Here is a 16,698-nt window from a genome sequence, read left to right as displayed (position 1 = left end):
ATTTTTCCTTAAAATTAAGATATATCAAGTCTTATTTTAAAAAAATATTTATATTATTATGCTTAATGTCTTTTACTGTTTTGTGAAAATTTAAAATGAGGTTACTTTTTTTCTCTTTTTGTGATTTTTCCATATTTTAGTGAGTAAAAACAACACAGCTATACTCAGAGCTAAAATATGTGATATTTGTGGAATTTTTGCAGATAAAAAATAATGCCAAGATGCTATTAAAAAACAAATATAAGCTAATTTTCTTATTTTTATGAGTTTATTAAAAAACTTAAAAGAACTAATAAACATTAAAGTTAGCAGAAAAAATGCTATAAAGCCACTAAATTCTAAATTTTTATTAAAAGTATCTTTTAAAAAAAATATAAAATTTAAATTTTTTCCAAAAGCAAAATAATTTATAAAATGCACTATAGCCCAAAAAAATGCATAAAAACCTAAAAATTTAGGATAATCTTTTGTATATTTGTATTTTAAAAGTGAGAATAATAAGCTTAATCCAAAAAAGATTAAGCTAAAAATTCCACTATAAAAATAAATAGATTTTACAATATCAAATTCTTGTTTAATTTGATAGAAACTATAAAATATACTTAAAATAAAAAATAAAAATGCTATGATATTGCAGTTTTTTTTACTCATTAAAAATTAACCTTTAAATCCATATCTTTATACAAATGTGCCACTTCTTTTTCATATCCATTAAATATTTGCGTAGGCTTTGTAAAAAATTCTCCCAAAGGACGCTCATTTGCTTGAGACCATCTAGGGTGGGAAACATTTGGATTAACATTAGCATAAAATCCATACTCTCTTGGGTTTGCTAGCTCCCAAGTTGTTTTTGGTTGTTCTTTGGTAAATTCTATTTTAACGATAGATTTTATACTTTTAAATCCATATTTCCAAGGCACTACTAAACGAATTGGTGCTCCATTTTGTCCAAGTAAAGGTTTTTTATACATTCCTACAGCCATAAGTGTTAATGGATGCATGGCTTCATCCATTCTCAAAGCTTCTATATAAGGATAATCAAGAGTTGGAAAAAATGAAGCTTGATCAGCAAATTGGTTTTTATCAAAAAGAGTTGTAAATTTTATAAATTTAGCATCACTTTTAACTTTACATTTTTCAATCAGCGTGCGTAGCTCAAATCCTATCCAAGGAACTACCATAGACCAAGTTTCAACACAGCGAAATCTATAAATTCTTTCTTCTAAAGGAAGGGCTAGCAAATCTTTCATGGTTAAAGTTAAAGGCTCTTCAACTTCTCCACTAACTTCTATTTTCCAATTATTGGTGTTAAAATTTTTTGCAAGTTCTACAGCTCTTTTTTTATCAGTGGAAAATTCATAAAAATTAACATAATTAGTAGCTATTTTTTCATCGCTAATTTTTAAATTATCAGTATTATTGCTAGGGGTAAAATTTAAAGCCATAAGTTTGGATTGAATCAAGCTTGTTCCCACTAAAGCACCTACGCCAAGTTTTAAAAATTGGCGTCTTTTTTTGTATAAATTTTCAGGGGTAATGTTCATAAATTTCCTTTATATGTTTTTTGCAATTAAAACATATAAAAGAAAATGTAAGGATAATTTTTATTATTTTATAAAAAATATTTAAAAAATTATTTCATTTTGCTCTGATAATATAGGATTGTTTTTTGGAAAAGGCGAAGTATTGGTGTAGTATTCTCTTTTTTTCTCAAAAAAACCTTGATGAACTCCTTTGGGAATGCTAAATTTTCTTGCACTATCAGGGTAAAGTTCTAAATATTTAGTTAAAAATTCTTTAAAAACTGGCGCGGCCGTTCTTGCCCCACCTTCTATTTGTTTCATTGGTTTATTATCATCATTTCCATACCAAATGATAGCTTCTATTTCAGGAGTTAAACCACAAAACCATGCATCAATACTTTTGTTTGAAGTACCAGTTTTTCCAGCTATTTCTATGCCATCTACTTTAGCATTACGCCCAGTTCCTTTTTGAACAACATTTTGCATCATATCATTAACTAAAAAAGCTTGACTAGCATCACTAATCCTTCTTTCACCAGAATTATATTCTACAACAACCCTGCCATCTTTATCTAAAACTTTTTTAATTAAAACAAGATCTTTTTGAACTCCATAATTTCCAAAAACAGTATAAAGTTTAGCATAATCATAAATAGAAATACCAAAGCTACCTAAAACTATGGATAAATCAATAGGTATGTTTTTAAATCCCATGTTGGTAAGCTTATCATGGATTACATCAAGCCCTAAAGAAAGTGCTAGATTGATTGTTGCTAAATTCCTTGAACCTGTTAGTGCTTCTTTTAGAGTTATTAATCCTAAAAATTTACCGCCATAATTTTTTGGTTTCCAATCTTTTTCATCTTCTTTACTTGCTTCAAAAATTCTTGAAATATCTGCAACCTTACTCATAGGTGAATAACCCAAATCAATAGCAATTTGATATAAAAAAGGTTTAAAAGAGCTTCCAGGCTGTCTTAAGCTTTGAGTGGCACGATTAAAATTACTTTTTTCGTAATTTACACCACCTACTAAAGCTAAGATATCTCCTGTTTGATGGTTTGCTACTATCATTGCTCCATTTAAAGTGCTTAAATTTGCATCTTTATCTCTTTTGATGATTTCATCATAGCCAAATTTTAAAGCATCATGTGCGATATTTTGAACATCAAGATCTATAGCAAGTTCTATTTTATATCCGCCGCTTTTTAGATCTTTAATACCACTTAGTTGTTTTAGAACCTCTTGAGTTACATAAGGAGCTGCATTTTGAGTTAGTGTATCATCATAAATTTTTGGAATTTCAGCTAAAGCATTTTGGTATTCATCGTTTGAAATCCAGCCAAGATTATGCATTCTTTGAATGACACTATTTGCCCTAGCTAAAGATAAATCTAAATGCCTAGTAGGATCATAAGTGCTTGGAGCTTTTGGCATACCTACTAAAATAGCAATTTCTTTTAAAGTAAGTTCATCTAAATTTTTTCTAAAATATCCAAGTGCAGCTGTCTTAACCCCATAATACCCATGTCCAAAAAAAATAAAATTTAAATATCTTTCTAAAATTTGTTCTTTTGTAAGTAAAGTTTCTATCCTATAAGCTAATAGAGCTTCTTTGATTTTTCTGCTTAAAGTTCTCTCAGGAGTTAATTCAGTATTCTTGATAAACTGCTGAGTAAGAGTAGAAGCTCCTTCCATGGTTTTTCCACCACTTCTTATAATCTTTATAGCTGCTCTAAAAATTGCATCTATATTAACTCCACCATGTTCGAAGAAACTGGTATCTTCTATGGCTACTAAAGCTTCTATGAGTCTTGGAGGAAGCTCTTCATAAGAAGCATAAAAGCGGTGCTGCTCAAAAACATTGGCGACTAATTTTCCATTTTTATCAAAAATTTGTGTAGTAAGTGGTGGTTTGTAATCTTTAAATGTATATTGATTAAAATCTGAATCTGAAAACAAATAGGCAACAAAAATAAAAATTCCTACTGCACAAACTATACAAAAAGAAATAAAAATTTTTAATATTTTCATCATAAGAACGCTTTCAAAAGTTCTATATCAAGCCCTAAAGCAGTGCTTTCATGGCCTATCATTTTTTTAATGTATTTTTTGTGAAAACCCTCACACATTATCGCACCTGCTTTACCTTGGTAAAGCTTTGAATCAATGTATTCTTGCATATGTTTATGATCAAAATGATCTAAGATTAAATCACATTTGCTAAGAGAAAAAAGTTGTTTGTGTTCTAAATTTAATATCATTGCACTTAAAATACTAACATTTTTTCCACTTTGCAAATTTAGCATTTCAAAAGCTTGTGAGTCGTTTTTTGCCTTGGTAAAAATTGCATTTTCAATACAAACTATACTATCTGCAAATAAAACATTTTTAAAATCAGGATATTTTGTAAAAAACTGCCTTTGTTTTTCTAAAACAATTTTTTGCACATAAGAGCTTGGATTTTCTTTTTTTACCAAACTCTCATCATAATCTAAAATGATTTGTTCAAAAGCTATATTTGCTTTTTTTAACAAAGCAACGCGTGAGGGCGAACTTGAAGCTAAATAAAGCATTAAGCAAGACTTTCTTTTATGATTTTTTCAGCATGAATTAACGCTTGATCTATTTTGCTACTATCCTTACCTCCAGCAGTAGCAAAATCATCTCTCCCACCGCCATTTCCACCTAAAATTTGAGCGATTTCTTTTACTAAATTTCCTGCTTTTAAAGGAGCTTCTTTAACACCTGCTGCTATAAGGATTTTACCTTCTTTTTCTTGTAAAAGTAAAATCACAGCTTTATTAAATTTATTTTTAAACTCATCTATCATGGCTTTTATATCGCCATTATCAATTTTTTGCACACAATAAGTAGTTTTATTAAGCTCTTTAGAATCTAAATTTGTTTTGCTTGAATTTTTTAAATCATTTTTTAAATTCGTGATTTCATTTTTTAATTTTGCAACATAATTTAAAATATCTTGGGTTTTTAATTCTTCTTTTACTTGGTTTAATTCTTTTAAATTTTCATTCACATAATCAAGCGCAGCTTTACTTACAACTGCTTCTATTCTTCTAACTCCAGCACTAACCCCGCTTTCTTTGATGATGTAAAAACTTCCTATTTCAGAACTATTTTTCACATGGGTTCCACCGCAAAGTTCCTTACTAGTTCCTAAGGTTAAAACCCTTACTTTTTCTTGATATTTTTCGCTAAATAAAGCTATAGCTCCACTTTTTTTGGCCTCTTCTAAATCTAAAATTTCAATTTTAGCCTCATTTGCTTGCATGATGTAAGCATTTACTAAAGCTTGTATTTGGTTTAATTCTTCATGATTTAACGCCTTTGGATGAGTAAAATCAAATCTTAATTTATTGTATTCTACTAAAGAGCCTGCTTGGCTAATGTGTGAGCCAAGAATTTCTCTTAAAGCATGGTGCAATAAATGCGTTGCACTATGATGTCTTGCAATTTGCTCTCTTTTTTTAGTATCTATACAAGCTATAACTTCATCATTTGTTTTAAGATCTTGTTTTAATTTTACTTTGCTTAGGTTAAGTTCAAAGAATTTTTGTGTATCTAAAACCTCATTTTCATTAATAAAGCCTATATCAGCACTTTGCCCCCCGCTAGTTGCATAAAATGGAGTTTTTTCAAGCATTAACCATGCTATATCTCCTGCTTTAGCTTCGGTTATGATTTTAAAATCTTCATCTAAGATAGCTAAAATTTTAGTTTTTTCTTCATAATTTTCATAGCCACTAAAAGTGTTTTTGCCAAATTTTTCTAATAAAATTTTAAAATCTCCGCTAATTGCCTTATCTCCACTTCCTTTCCAAGAAGCTTTAGCTCTATTTTTTTGTTCTTGCATAAGTTCATTAAATTTAGCCTCATCTACACTAAGATTTTTTTCTCTTAGCATATCTTGGGTTAAATCAAGCGGAAAACCATAAGTATCATAAAGTTTAAACGCAACTTCACCGCTGAAAACATCTTTAGTATTTTTTAATTCTTCATTAAAAATTTCTATACCATTTTCAATGGTACTTAAAAATCTTTCTTCTTCTAGTTTAATTTGCTCTTTAATAAATTCTTTTTTCTCATTTAAGTAAGTATAATGCCCGCCCATTAATTCACAAACCACATCTACAAGCTCATACATAAAAGCTCTTTTAAGACCCAGTAAATATCCATGTCTTAAGGCACGACGCATAATTCTTCTTAAAACATAACCCCTACCTTCTTTATCAAAACCAACCCCTTGAGCAAGCAAAAATACACTCGATCTTATATGATCAGCAATTACTCTATAACTAGCTCCACTTTCATAAGTATAAGTTTTGCCACAAAGTTTTGCAATACTCTCAATAATTGGCATAAACAAAGAACTATCAAAATTGCTAAATTTTCCTTCTTTTATAGCACTAACCCTTTCAAGCCCCATGCCTGTATCAATACTTGGCTTTGGCAATGGGGTAAGCGTGCCATCAGCACTTCTTTCATATTGCATGAAAACTAGATTCCAAATTTCTAAAAATCTATCTCCATCACCACCCATATAATCTTCACTAGAATTAAAATGCTCAGCACCTTGATCATAAAAAATTTCACTACAAGGCCCACAAGGTCCAGTATCGCCCATTTGCCAGAAATTATCTTTATCGCCAAATTTGTAAATTCTTTCTTTTTCTATGTGCTCTTGCCAAAGCTCATATGCTTCATCATCGTTTTCATGGACACTTACATATAATCTTTCTTTAGGTAGTTTTAAAACCTCAGTTACAAATTCCCAAGCATAAGCAATGGCTTGTTTTTTAAAATAATCTCCAAAACTAAAATTCCCAAGCATTTCAAAAAAAGTATGATGGCGTGCTGTATAGCCCACATTATCTAAGTCATTGTGTTTTCCACCAGCTCTTATGCAAGTTTGACAGCTTGTTTTGCGTGGAGGATTTGGGCGTGGGATTTCTCCTGTAAATATGCTTTTAAAAGGCACCATACCTGCATTGGTAAAAAGTAAAGTCGCATCATCAGGTACTAAAGGGCTTGAAGGGGTTATTTCATGTCCTTTTGATTTAAAAAATTCTAAATATTCTTTTCTAATATCCATGGATTTTCCTAGCTAATTTTTTGCTCAAAATAATACCAAAAATACTTTAAATTAAGTAAAACTATCTTATAATCACAATTTTAAATTTACAAGGTTATACAATGAATATTCCTTTTATAGACTTAAATGCTCAATATAATGCGTATAAAAATGAAATTGATAAAGCTATTGGCGAGGTTTTGCAAAGTGCTTCTTTTATTGGTGGTGCAAAATTAGAAGAATTTGAAAGCAATTTGGCTAAATATGTAGGTATTAAACATGCTATAGGTTGTTCAAGTGGTACAAGTGCATTATTTTTGGCCTTAATGGCTTTGGGTGTGGGTAGGGATGATGAGGTAATAGTGCCAAGTTTTACCTTTATAGCTACGGCTGAAATGGTGGCTTTAATTGGTGCTAAGCCTGTTTTTGTAGATATTGATTTTAAAGATTATAATCTTAGCTTGGAAAAAGTTCAAAGTGCTATCACACCTAAAACTAAGGCTGTGATTGCTGTGAGTATTTTTGGACTTATGCCTGATATGTTTGCTCTAAAAGAACTTTGTAAAAGCCAAAACATTGCTTTGATAGAAGATAGTGCACAAAGTTTTGGAGCCAGCCAAAAAGGCGTAAAATCATGTGCTATAGCTGATATATCTTGCACTAGCTTTTTTCCATCTAAGCCTTTGGGTGCTTATGGAGATGGCGGGGCGGTTTTTACCCAAGATGATGAATTAGCACAAAAAATTAAAATTTATTTAAACCATGGGCAAGTACAAAGATATAAACACAAATACATTGGTATTAACGGAAGGCTTGATACTATCCAAGCAGCTATTTTAAATGTGAAATTGAAATATCTAGATGAAGAGATTAAAAAAAGAGAAGCCATAGCAAAAATTTATGATCAAAATTTAAAAAATTGCATTTTACCGCCAAGAAAAGATGGTTTTATGAGTGCCCAGGCTCAATATAGCGTGCGTGTAAAAAATAGAGAAAATTTCATACAAAAATTACAAGAGCAAGGCATACCTACTGCGGTGCATTATCCTTTAGGACTTCATTTGCAAGAAGCTTTTGCTTATCTTGCTTATAAAAAGGGTGATTTAATCAATACAGAGCTTTTGAGTGATGAAATTTTATCCTTACCTATGAGTGCATTTTTAAAAGAAGAGCACCAAGCTAAAGTGATTAAGGCTTTTGAATGAAAATAGGGCTTATAGGTCTTGGTAAAATGGGAAAAAACCATTTAAAAGAACTTGAAAAAAATCCAAATATCAAAGAAATTCATTTATATGATCCTTTTTGTAAAGATGAATTTAAACACTTTTTTCATAAAAATTTTGATGATTTTTTAACACAAAATCTTGATGGTGTGATTATTGCTACTCCAACTTCTACGCATTTAGATATAGCTTTAAAAGTTTTTACTCAAATAAAAAATGTTTTAATAGAAAAACCCTTAGCTTTAAATTTAAATGAAATTTTAAAGCTACAAAATCAAGCTATAAAAGATGGAGTTAGAGTAGGGGTAGGATTTTGCGAAAGATTTAATCCTGCGATTTTAACCTTAAAAGAAAAGCTTTTAAATGATGAAATAATTAGCATAAATATACAAAGAATTTCTGCTTATCCGCAAAGAATCAATGATGTAGGGGTATTAAGTGATCTTAGTGTGCATGATCTTGATTTGATTTATTTTTTAACGCAAGAGAAAATAATAGATGTAAAAATTAATAAAACACATCATCATGCTAAATTTGAAGATGAGGTGATGATTAATTTAAGATTAGAAAATGTTTTAGCGTGTATTCACAATAGCTGGAATGCTAATTTTATCATAAGAAAATTTATTGTTTTGGGTAAAAATTATAGCTATGAGCTTGATTTGAAAAATTATGAACTTTTTATTAATTCGCAAAAAATTGCCAATTTATATAATAACTCCCCTTTATATGGTGAGCATGAGGCATTTTTTGAGCTGATAAAAAATGGAGAAAGTAAGAATTTAGCAAGTATTGAAGATGCATTAAGGGTGCAAGAAATTTTAGAAGGTGCTTAAATGAAGTATGTATTTTTTTTGAATATGGGCGGGGTTAATAAGCTTAGTGAGTGTGAGCTTTTTTTAAAAAATATGTTTAATGATCCTTATATTTTAGGGATTAAAAATGTTTTTTTAAGAAAATTTGTAGCTTTTATAATAAGAAAATCAAGATTAAAAGCTATGAAACAAAATTACGAAAAAATGGGTGGTAAATCTCCGCTTACCGAGCTTACACAAAAATTGTGCAATAAGTTAAATATTAAAACTAAAGAATATAAATTTGATTTTATTAGCTTATATGTCCCTCCTTTTGCAAGTGATGTTTTAAAAAAATATGATTTTAAAGAAGATGATGAGATTATTTTATTTCCTTTATATCCTCACCATTCTAAAACAACGGTTAGTAGTTCTTTAGAAGTGGTGCAAAATGCCCTTAAAAATGCAAATATCAAAACTAAGTTAAGTATTATTGATGTCTTTTATAAAGATGCATTTTATAATGAAATTGTTATTAAACATATTTTAGAAAAAAATAAAAAGCATAACTTTAAAACCTTGATTTTTTCAGCACATTCTTTACCACTTTCAGTGATTAAAAAAGGTGATTTGTATGAAAAACATGTAAATGAGCATGTAGAGCTTTTAAAAGAAAGATTAAAAGATGAATTTGATCAAATTTTGCTTTCTTATCAATCAAAACTAGGTCCTATTAAGTGGCTTGAGCCAAACACGAGTGATGTTTTAGCTAATTTAGAACAAAAAGCTTTGATTTATCCTATATCTTTTTGTATAGATTGTTCTGAAACTATTTTTGAGCTTGGGATAGAATATAGGCATTTGGCTAAAAATGATTATGAGCTTATTGCTTGTTTAAATGATAGCGATGATTTTGTGGAGTTTGTTTTAAATCAAGTCAAAATGTAATTATTTATGCTAATTTTTTATAGCAGTATTAAAAAACATATGATTTTTTCTTGGAATATTTTTTAAATTCCAACTTGATAATTTTTGATTGAAGTTTTTGCATCCACTAAACATACTTTGCGTGCTTATAGCACTACATTTTAACTATTTACCCAGTAAACGGTTAAATCTTTTTGTAATTGTAAAACATTTTGTTTACATCCTAAGTTTCTATACCTATAAATTTTTTCGTAGGTATAATACAACCAAAAACACAAATAAAGTTATAAATAATAAAATCCAGTATTTTAAATAAGCAAAACAAAAAATCAATGTAAAAAAGATTAATATCGTGATAATTTTATTTTTTAACATCTTGTTCTTTTATAGGTTTTAAATAATTTTCTTTAATTAAAATATTAACAGTATCTTTAAATACAGGCAAAGCACTTTGTGCAGCATAATAACTATAAGCCTTAGTTGGATTTCTTACTAAAACGCCTATGGTGTAATGGTGTGTTTCATCATTAGCAAATCCAAAAAATGATGCATTATAGCGATTAGATGTATAACCTTTTCTTTCAGCTATTCTAGCAGTTCCTGTTTTTCCACCTATGATAATACCTTTAGTTTGGGCTTTTTTACCTGTTCCTTTTTCTATTACATTGATTAGAATTTGTTGCATTTCTTTGGCAGCTTTACTAGATAATATTTTATCTTTTTTAACATCTTCATCTAATTTAACCAAGCGACCATTTTGATAAAATTTATTTGCAATTTGTGGGCTTATATAAATACCATCATTATTAAAAACATTATAAGCGGCTAAAAGTTGCATAAAAGTTGTTTTTAAACCATATCCATAGCTTAATACCGATTTTTCAATATCTCTTAAATTTTTAGGGTTTGGAATTTCACCTTTTTGTTCATAAGGTAAGTCAATACCACTTTTTTCTCCAAAACGAAAAATTCTAAGCCCTGATATAATTTCAAGATTACTTAGTCTTTTGGCAATTTTAATCATACCAACATTAGAAGAGTAAGTAATAACTTCTTCCATGCTCATTTTATTTTTTTTGTGATCATCGCGTATAGTAAAGCGTCCTAATTTATATTGCCCACCATCAGTATCAATTATTTCATTTACTTTAATTTTATCTAGCATTAAAGCAGTTGTAAAAATAAAGGGTTTTATAACCGAACCTGCTTCATACCCATATTCTATGGCACTAGCATTTAGCACAGAAAGATCTCTTCCGCGATTTTGCGGATCATATCTTCTAGAACTAGCAAGTGCTAAAATTTTTCCACTTTTACTTTCCATTACTGCAACAATAATTTCATTTGCTTTTAAATCTTCATTTCTTTGGTCAATTTCTTTTTCAAGACTTTTTTGTAGTTTTAGTGATATATTCAAGTATAAATTACAACCATCAATTTTGCGTTGCTGGTTAGAATATAAATTTAAAATTATATTACCACCTATGTCTTTTAAACCTTGAATTTTAGCATTTTGTATAGGATTTAGGCAATCATTGTAGTATTTTTCTAAACCTTTAATGCCTATATTTTTGAAAATTTCACTTTCTTCATCCATATATGTTCTTGTATAGCCAATAACTGGAGTTAAAGAATCTTTTGGCATATACACACGATCTTCTTTGTGTTCTATTATATCAAGGCCTCTTGTCTCCACTCTGCCGTTGTTGTTTGTAAAAGCTCGAAAAAAACCTTGGGTATAAAGTTTTTTTGCTAATTCTCTTAGGTAGCTAGCATTTTTAGAATTAATATTTTGTAATAAAATAAAATTATAACTTCGCTTTTTTTTTGCAAGCATTCTTTTTTTTATATCTTGCATTTGTTCATCACTCGCACCGCTATAAATTTCAAAAAGCTTTAAAAATAAATCTTTTTTATCAGGATTTAAACTCCTTAAATCAATCTCTGCTCTATAAATTTGTCTACTTGAAGTGATGGTAAAATTATCGCTTGTAATGATATTCCCTCTTAATGCTGAAAAATATTGTTCTTTTTCTGTATTAGGAATATGGCGCTTTGAAGTAAGAAAAAATGTGGAGAGTAAAAATAATACCATAAAAAATAGAGCCATACAAAAAGCAAAAGCAACTTTTGAAACTCTATTTCTAATAGTGTTTGAGAGCATATATTAAATTTGTGTTCTTGAAATTTCTTTATATGCATTTATAGCTTTATTTCTAACCTCAAGCATAAATTTCATACTTGACTCAGCTTTGCTAATAGCTATTGCTGCTTGGTGTAAGTCTTTTACTTCTCCTGTGGCAATATCTACCATAGCAGCTTCAGCAGTTTCTTGTGTTTTGTTAAGATTGTTAATTGAATTTTTCAATAAATTTGAAAATTCATCGCCAATATTTGTGTTGTTACTATTATTTGTTTTGTTATTGATATTATTTAATTGATTAATGTTATTAATAGTATTCATTTATATTAACCTCTTAATAAATCTATAGCACTTTGTGCTATGGTTTTAGTGCTTGTAAAAGCACTTACATTAGCTTGATAAGCCCTTGTTGCTTCGATTAAATCGGCCATTTCAATCACTGGATTTATATTTGGAAATGCAACATAGCCTTGTTCGTTTGCATCAGGATGAGAAGGATCATATTTCATACGAAAATCTTTATCATCTCTAACAACTTTATCAACAACCACGCTCATTATAGCAGGTTTTGCATCTTTTTGCGAAGCCGGATCATTTAGTGGGTTTTCATATTCTAAAAAATTATTATCTTTGGCAATTTGTTTATTTAAAAGCTCATTAAAATCAGTCGCTTTAAAAATTACCTCTCTTCTTCTATAAGGCCCGCCTTCTGCTGTTCTAGTAGTATTTGCATTAGCTATATTTGAGCTAATTACATTCATTCTAAAGCGTTGAGCACTAAGTCCGTATCCACTAATATCAAAATCACTTAAATAAGCCATTATCTTTCTCCTAGCCTAATTTAGAACTTGTTTCTATGATGGTTGAAAAAATATTACTTTGCCTTCTTAAAACACCATCTAAAGCAGTAATCATCATAGTATTTTTACTCATTTCTGTAGTTTCTACATCAAGATCTACGGTATTTGCATCATTTCTTGCTAAATGTCCGTCTCTTAAATAAATAGTAGATTTATTTGGATCTGGAAACTTCCAAGGTTTTTGATGGTTTATATCAGTACTTGCTAGTTCAAGTTCTTTAGTATCTTTTCTTTTGAAAATTTCATTTGCTCTATTTACTAAAGCAGTTTCAAATTCTATATCTCTTGCTTTATAAAAAGGGGTATCGACATTTGCAAGATTAGAATTAATCATTTGACTTCTTAAGTTTCTTCCAGCTAATGCATCGACAATAAGTTCTTTTGACTTAAAAGGGCTTATCATAATTTTTCCTTTAAAATAAAGCTTTTACAGAATAAAAGCAAAAATCATTCCAAAATTTTTATGTGATTTCTTAGCTATAAGTATATCTTTTTATAGTAAATTTTTGAAATTTTTAAAGCCACTTTCAAGTGAAACTTTTTCTTCAAGTAGTTTTAAAAAATCTTTTTTTAGAATTTCTTTTGCACCCATAAATTTTAAATGATCATTTGGAACTTGACAATCTATTAAAAAATCGTATGGTTTTAGTGTTTCACAGAGTTTGATTAAGGCAATTTTTGAGGCATCTTTTTTAAGACTTATCATACTTTCACCAAAGAACATTTTGCCAATAATAAGTCCATATAAACCGCCAATTAAAACATCATTTTCATAAACTTCAACACTATGGGCTAAATTTTGCTCAAAAAGTTTTGTATAAACTTGTATAAATTCTTGACTTATCCAAGTTTTTTTTCTTTTTGCACAATGACTTATAAGCGAGTTAAAATCAAAATCAAGTCTTATTTCATAAGTTTTTAAAGCTTTTTTTATGCTTTTTTGTATACGCACTTCATCAGGTAAAAGCACCATTCTAGGAGAAGGGCACCACCAAGTAACAGGATTACTAGTCCATGGAAAAAGTCCTAGACTATAAGCATGAGGTATGAAATTTACTTCTAGTTTTTCACTAATAAAAACAGGTGCATCATCAGGACTTTTTAATAATTTAGAATACAAATTCGATTTTTTCATTTTTAGAAAGTTTGAGTTTTAATTTACCACCATTTTTTAATCTACCAAATAAAATTTCATCACTTAATCTTTCTCCTAATTCTTCAGCAATAATGCGTTTTAACAATCTAACTCCAAATTCTTTATTATTGGTTTTTTTAGCAAGGAATTCTTTTACTTTTTTATCAGCATCTATAGAGATGTTTTTTAAATTAGTGGCCATTAAATCAAGTTCTTTTTGAACAATTTGCTCTAAATTCTCTTGACTTAAATCATTAAAATGTATGATTTTATCTATACGATTTATAAATTCAGGCGCAAAAAAATCTTTTATAGCTTTATTGTTTTTTTCTTTATCGCTGCTTAAAAAACCAAGTTCATTACTTTCTTTTAAGCCTAAATTGGAAGTCATAATGATAATAGTATTTTTAAAATCAGCCTTTAAACCGCTATTATCTGTCAAACTTGCATTATCAAAAATTTGCAAAAAAGTGTTAGTTAAATCAGGATGAGCTTTTTCTATTTCATCAAATAAAACTACGCTAAAAGGATTTTTTCTAATACTATTGCTAAGCAAACCACCATCTTCATAACCCACATAACCAGCGGATGTTCCTATGAGTTTACTTACATCGTGTTTTTGTGAGTATTCACTCATGTCAAATCTTTCAAGATTAAGGTTTAAAATTTGTGCTAAATTTTTAGCAAGTTCAGTTTTACCAACCCCACTTGAACCGGTAAATAAAAACACACCTTTTGGGGTATTTTTGCCTTTTAATCCTGCATAACTTTGTTTTAAAATAGAACATAAAGCTTTAATGGCTTCATCTTGTCCAAAGATGTTTTGTTTTAAATCATGCTCTAAGTTCTTAAGAATTTTACCTTGATCACTTTCATAAATTTTATGAGAATGCGTCATTCTTGCTAAGGTATTTTCTAAATCTTTTATTTTTACTATTTTTTTACTTTTTTTGTCTTCTAGGGCAAAGCTTGCACCAAGCTCATCGATTAAATCAATCGCACTATCGGGTAAAAATTTATCATGCAAAAATTGTTTTGCTAGTTTTATGCTTGTTTGTAAAATTTCATCGCTTAATTTGATTTTATGGAAATTTTCATATTTATTTTTTAAACCTTGTAAAATCAAAAAACATTCTTCTTCGCTTGGCTCATCTATATCAATTTTTGCAAATCTTCTACTTAAAGCTTTGTTTTTATCAAAGGTATTTTTATACTCTATAAAAGTAGTTGCACCTATACATTTTATATTACCATTGCTTAGTGCAGGTTTTAATAAATTTGACATATCTGCATGACTTTCATTGCTTGCACCAGTTCCTACTATGGTATGAATTTCATCTATAAATAAAATAGCATTAGGGATATTTTCTAATTCTTTTATGATATCTTTTAGTCTTTTTTCAAAATCTCCTCTATATTTTGTTCCTGAAAGCAAGCTTGCCATATCAAGACTATAAATCTTTGAATTTTTCAAATGATTTGGAACTTTATTTTGAGCGATAGCTAAAGCAAGACCTTCTATAACAGCACTTTTACCAACTCCTGGTTCACCTACTAAAATTGGATTGTTTTTTTTGCGTCTGCTTAGAATTTGCATTATTCTTTCTAGTTCAAATTTCCTACCAATAACAGGATCTATTTTTTCTTTTTTTGCAAGTTCTACCAACTCAATAGTGTGATTTTTTAGATTTTCAAATTCAGTATTTTGTAATAATTCTTTTATTTTTTCTTCTTCTATTAGGTGTTTTTTTAAAATATTATAAGAATAAGCTTTTTCTTCTTTGCAAAGTGCGATGATAAAATCAATTACACTATTTTGTTTTTTTGAATTTAATTTTTCTAATATATTTTCTAGCACAATAGAAAAAATAGGTTCTATTTCTTTTTTTAAAATTTCATTGTTTTTGGCCAAATAATTTTTTAGCTCATTTTCTAAACCTTGCAAATCTCCATCGCCAATTTCTTCAAGCAAATTTTTAAAATCATTACTTAGTTTAACTACCGCAAAAAGCAAATGCTCGCAAGTGATAAATTCATGATGATTGATAAAGCTTAGATGCTTAGCATTGGGAATAAATGAATCAATTGTTTCTTTAAATTTCATTGTTCTTCTATCCTTGTTTGAAGTGGAAAATTATTAATTTTTGCTGCCATATCAACTTGCTGTTTTTTACTAAGAGCAATTTCTTCTGTATAAATACCACAAACTCCACTTCCTTGATGATGAATTTCAAGCATAATAGCACTAGCTTTTTCAAAATCATGATGAAAGATATTTACCAAAATTTCAATAACAAAATCCATAGTGGTAACATCATCATTTAAAAGCAAAACCTTAAACATTTTAGGTTCTGCTAATTTTTGTTGCTCTAAAACTTCATTTTTTAGACTCATTTAATATCCTAGTGATATCATCTTGCATAGTTTGAGTGGAAACTTTACCAAGGTAGTATTTGACATATTTTTTTGAATCTTTATTCCAAAAATCTGTTAAATCTTGATAGCTTCCATTTTTTAAAACTACTTTAAAAGGAAGCTGTTCCATGTTTTGATAGTTTATATCTTTTAAAGCTTGAGCTATTATTCTATCATTTTCCTTAGAATTGCTTAAAAAATAATATGCACCGTATTTAATAGCAAAGTCTTTTACTGCCTGATCGCTTACATTTTCAAAATGACTAAGCCCAATGATTATAAAATTTTTAGCATTTTTTTGCCATAAGCTAGTTAGATGAGGTGCTTCTTCTTGACAAGGGGTGCAAAAGGTTCCAAAAAAATCAAACATTAAAATTTTATCCTCTTCGCCTTTGATCACAAAGCCATTTTGCGTTCTAACTAGTGTTTTTTCACCTCCATTGACACTTTTTAATAAAATTTCATCATTTATTTTGTATTCTGCAAAAGCAAAATCATTTTCTATTCTTTCTTCTGTTGAACAAGCATTTATTAAAATTGCGAAAATACATGTTAAAAATAAGTAAGTAAATTTTTTCATTTTTTT

The 16,698-nt window shown here is 28.9% G+C and carries 17 protein-coding genes; 3 read left to right on the top strand and 14 right to left on the bottom strand.

What is annotated here, in order from left to right; genetic code table 11:
• Positions 1–90 precede the first annotated feature (90 nt).
• The 5 genes from CPEL_RS05950 to alaS form a co-directional block, all read right to left on the bottom strand.
• Positions 91–651: a ferric reductase gene (locus CPEL_RS05950; protein ID WP_044599022.1), complete on the bottom strand. Its 561-nt coding sequence runs from the start codon at positions 649–651 to the stop codon at positions 91–93.
• Complete coding sequence (gene msrP, locus CPEL_RS05945) at positions 651–1,544, bottom strand: protein-methionine-sulfoxide reductase catalytic subunit MsrP (RefSeq protein WP_044599021.1); 894 nt, start codon at positions 1,542–1,544, stop codon at positions 651–653. The genes CPEL_RS05950 and msrP overlap by 1 nt, the downstream gene beginning before the upstream one ends.
• 81 nt (positions 1,545–1,625) lie before the next feature.
• Complete coding sequence (locus CPEL_RS05940; protein WP_044599571.1) at positions 1,626–3,557, bottom strand: transglycosylase domain-containing protein; 1,932 nt, start codon at positions 3,555–3,557, stop codon at positions 1,626–1,628.
• Positions 3,557–4,099 (bottom strand): septum formation inhibitor Maf, encoded by a 543-nt coding sequence (gene maf, locus CPEL_RS05935; protein WP_044599020.1) that lies wholly within the window; start codon positions 4,097–4,099, stop codon positions 3,557–3,559. Before maf ends, CPEL_RS05940 begins: the two co-directional genes overlap by 1 nt.
• Complete coding sequence (alaS, locus tag CPEL_RS05930) at positions 4,099–6,636, bottom strand: alanine--tRNA ligase (protein ID WP_044599019.1); 2,538 nt, start codon at positions 6,634–6,636, stop codon at positions 4,099–4,101. The genes maf and alaS overlap by 1 nt, the downstream gene beginning before the upstream one ends.
• A gap of 107 nt (positions 6,637–6,743) precedes the next feature.
• Between alaS and CPEL_RS05925 the strand changes: the two genes are divergently transcribed.
• Genes CPEL_RS05925 through hemH form a run of 3 tightly spaced genes read left to right on the top strand, consistent with a single transcriptional unit; the run spans position 6,744 to position 9,580 of the window.
• On the top strand, positions 6,744–7,820 hold the full coding sequence (locus tag CPEL_RS05925) for a DegT/DnrJ/EryC1/StrS family aminotransferase (protein WP_084083590.1): 1,077 nt from the start codon (positions 6,744–6,746) through the stop codon (positions 7,818–7,820).
• Entirely contained in the window at positions 7,817–8,674 is an 858-nt protein-coding gene (locus CPEL_RS05920; protein ID WP_044599017.1) for a Gfo/Idh/MocA family protein, read from the top strand. Before CPEL_RS05925 ends, CPEL_RS05920 begins: the two co-directional genes overlap by 4 nt.
• Complete coding sequence (hemH, locus tag CPEL_RS05915; protein ID WP_044599016.1) at positions 8,675–9,580, top strand: ferrochelatase; 906 nt, start codon at positions 8,675–8,677, stop codon at positions 9,578–9,580.
• A 9-nt stretch (positions 9,581–9,589) separates the two neighbouring features.
• Here hemH and CPEL_RS09765 read toward each other — a convergent pair whose 3' ends face one another.
• From CPEL_RS09765 to CPEL_RS05875, 9 genes are all read right to left on the bottom strand, one after another.
• A complete protein-coding gene (locus CPEL_RS09765) occupies positions 9,590–9,694 on the bottom strand; it encodes a BspA family leucine-rich repeat surface protein (protein ID WP_084083574.1) in 105 nt (34 codons plus the stop codon).
• Between the two features lie 226 nt (positions 9,695–9,920).
• Entirely contained in the window at positions 9,921–11,723 is a 1,803-nt protein-coding gene (locus tag CPEL_RS05910; RefSeq protein ID WP_044599015.1) for a cell division protein FtsI/penicillin-binding protein, read from the bottom strand.
• Between the two features lie 3 nt (positions 11,724–11,726).
• Positions 11,727–12,023, bottom strand: coding sequence for a flagellar hook-basal body complex protein FliE (fliE, locus tag CPEL_RS05905; RefSeq protein WP_044599014.1), 297 nt, complete (start codon positions 12,021–12,023; stop codon positions 11,727–11,729).
• A gap of 5 nt (positions 12,024–12,028) precedes the next feature.
• Positions 12,029–12,523 (bottom strand): flagellar basal body rod protein FlgC, encoded by a 495-nt coding sequence (flgC, locus tag CPEL_RS05900; protein ID WP_044599013.1) that lies wholly within the window; start codon positions 12,521–12,523, stop codon positions 12,029–12,031.
• Positions 12,524–12,533: 10 nt separating this feature from the next.
• The gene (flgB, locus tag CPEL_RS05895; protein ID WP_044599012.1) at positions 12,534–12,965 is read right to left on the bottom strand and encodes a flagellar basal body rod protein FlgB; all 432 of its coding nucleotides are present in this window, start codon (positions 12,963–12,965) and stop codon (positions 12,534–12,536) included.
• Positions 12,966–13,055: 90 nt separating this feature from the next.
• Positions 13,056–13,697, bottom strand: coding sequence for a leucyl/phenylalanyl-tRNA--protein transferase (aat, locus tag CPEL_RS05890; protein ID WP_044599011.1), 642 nt, complete (start codon positions 13,695–13,697; stop codon positions 13,056–13,058).
• Entirely contained in the window at positions 13,672–15,801 is a 2,130-nt protein-coding gene (locus CPEL_RS05885) for an ATP-dependent ClpAP protease, ATP-binding subunit ClpA (protein WP_044599010.1), read from the bottom strand. The genes aat and CPEL_RS05885 overlap by 26 nt, the downstream gene beginning before the upstream one ends.
• Positions 15,798–16,091, bottom strand: a complete 294-nt coding sequence (locus tag CPEL_RS05880; RefSeq protein ID WP_044599009.1) for an ATP-dependent Clp protease adaptor ClpS — start codon at positions 16,089–16,091, stop codon at positions 15,798–15,800. Before CPEL_RS05880 ends, CPEL_RS05885 begins: the two co-directional genes overlap by 4 nt.
• The gene (locus CPEL_RS05875) at positions 16,075–16,692 is read right to left on the bottom strand and encodes a thioredoxin domain-containing protein (RefSeq protein WP_044599008.1); all 618 of its coding nucleotides are present in this window, start codon (positions 16,690–16,692) and stop codon (positions 16,075–16,077) included. Before CPEL_RS05875 ends, CPEL_RS05880 begins: the two co-directional genes overlap by 17 nt.
• Positions 16,693–16,698: the final 6 nt, after the last annotated feature.

The sequence above is a fragment of the Campylobacter peloridis LMG 23910 genome, assembly GCF_000816785.1.
In the GTDB taxonomy this organism is placed as follows: domain Bacteria; phylum Campylobacterota; class Campylobacteria; order Campylobacterales; family Campylobacteraceae; genus Campylobacter_D; species Campylobacter_D peloridis.
This window is presented reverse-complemented; position numbering and strand designations above follow the sequence as displayed.

What these genes read in the sequence shown, in the direction of transcription:
- CPEL_RS05950 (WP_044599022.1), bottom strand. Translation starts at nt 651, where the DNA reads ATGAGTAAAAAAAACTGCAATATCATAGCATTTTTATTTTTTATTTTA.
- msrP (WP_044599021.1), bottom strand. Translation starts at nt 1,544, where the DNA reads ATGAACATTACCCCTGAAAATTTATACAAAAAAAGACGCCAATTTTTA.
- CPEL_RS05940 (WP_044599571.1), bottom strand. Translation starts at nt 3,557, where the DNA reads ATGAAAATATTAAAAATTTTTATTTCTTTTTGTATAGTTTGTGCAGTA.
- maf (WP_044599020.1), bottom strand. Translation starts at nt 4,099, where the DNA reads ATGCTTTATTTAGCTTCAAGTTCGCCCTCACGCGTTGCTTTGTTAAAA.
- alaS (WP_044599019.1), bottom strand. Translation starts at nt 6,636, where the DNA reads ATGGATATTAGAAAAGAATATTTAGAATTTTTTAAATCAAAAGGACAT.
- CPEL_RS05920 (WP_044599017.1), top strand. Translation starts at nt 7,817, where the DNA reads ATGAAAATAGGGCTTATAGGTCTTGGTAAAATGGGAAAAAACCATTTA.
- hemH (WP_044599016.1), top strand. Translation starts at nt 8,675, where the DNA reads ATGAAGTATGTATTTTTTTTGAATATGGGCGGGGTTAATAAGCTTAGT.
- CPEL_RS09765 (WP_084083574.1), bottom strand. Translation starts at nt 9,694, where the DNA reads ATGTTTAGTGGATGCAAAAACTTCAATCAAAAATTATCAAGTTGGAAT.
- CPEL_RS05910 (WP_044599015.1), bottom strand. Translation starts at nt 11,723, where the DNA reads ATGCTCTCAAACACTATTAGAAATAGAGTTTCAAAAGTTGCTTTTGCT.
- fliE (WP_044599014.1), bottom strand. Translation starts at nt 12,023, where the DNA reads ATGAATACTATTAATAACATTAATCAATTAAATAATATCAATAACAAA.
- flgC (WP_044599013.1), bottom strand. Translation starts at nt 12,523, where the DNA reads ATGGCTTATTTAAGTGATTTTGATATTAGTGGATACGGACTTAGTGCT.
- flgB (WP_044599012.1), bottom strand. Translation starts at nt 12,965, where the DNA reads ATGATAAGCCCTTTTAAGTCAAAAGAACTTATTGTCGATGCATTAGCT.
- aat (WP_044599011.1), bottom strand. Translation starts at nt 13,697, where the DNA reads ATGAAAAAATCGAATTTGTATTCTAAATTATTAAAAAGTCCTGATGAT.
- CPEL_RS05885 (WP_044599010.1), bottom strand. Translation starts at nt 15,801, where the DNA reads ATGAAATTTAAAGAAACAATTGATTCATTTATTCCCAATGCTAAGCAT.
- CPEL_RS05880 (WP_044599009.1), bottom strand. Translation starts at nt 16,091, where the DNA reads ATGAGTCTAAAAAATGAAGTTTTAGAGCAACAAAAATTAGCAGAACCT.
- CPEL_RS05875 (WP_044599008.1), bottom strand. Translation starts at nt 16,692, where the DNA reads ATGAAAAAATTTACTTACTTATTTTTAACATGTATTTTCGCAATTTTA.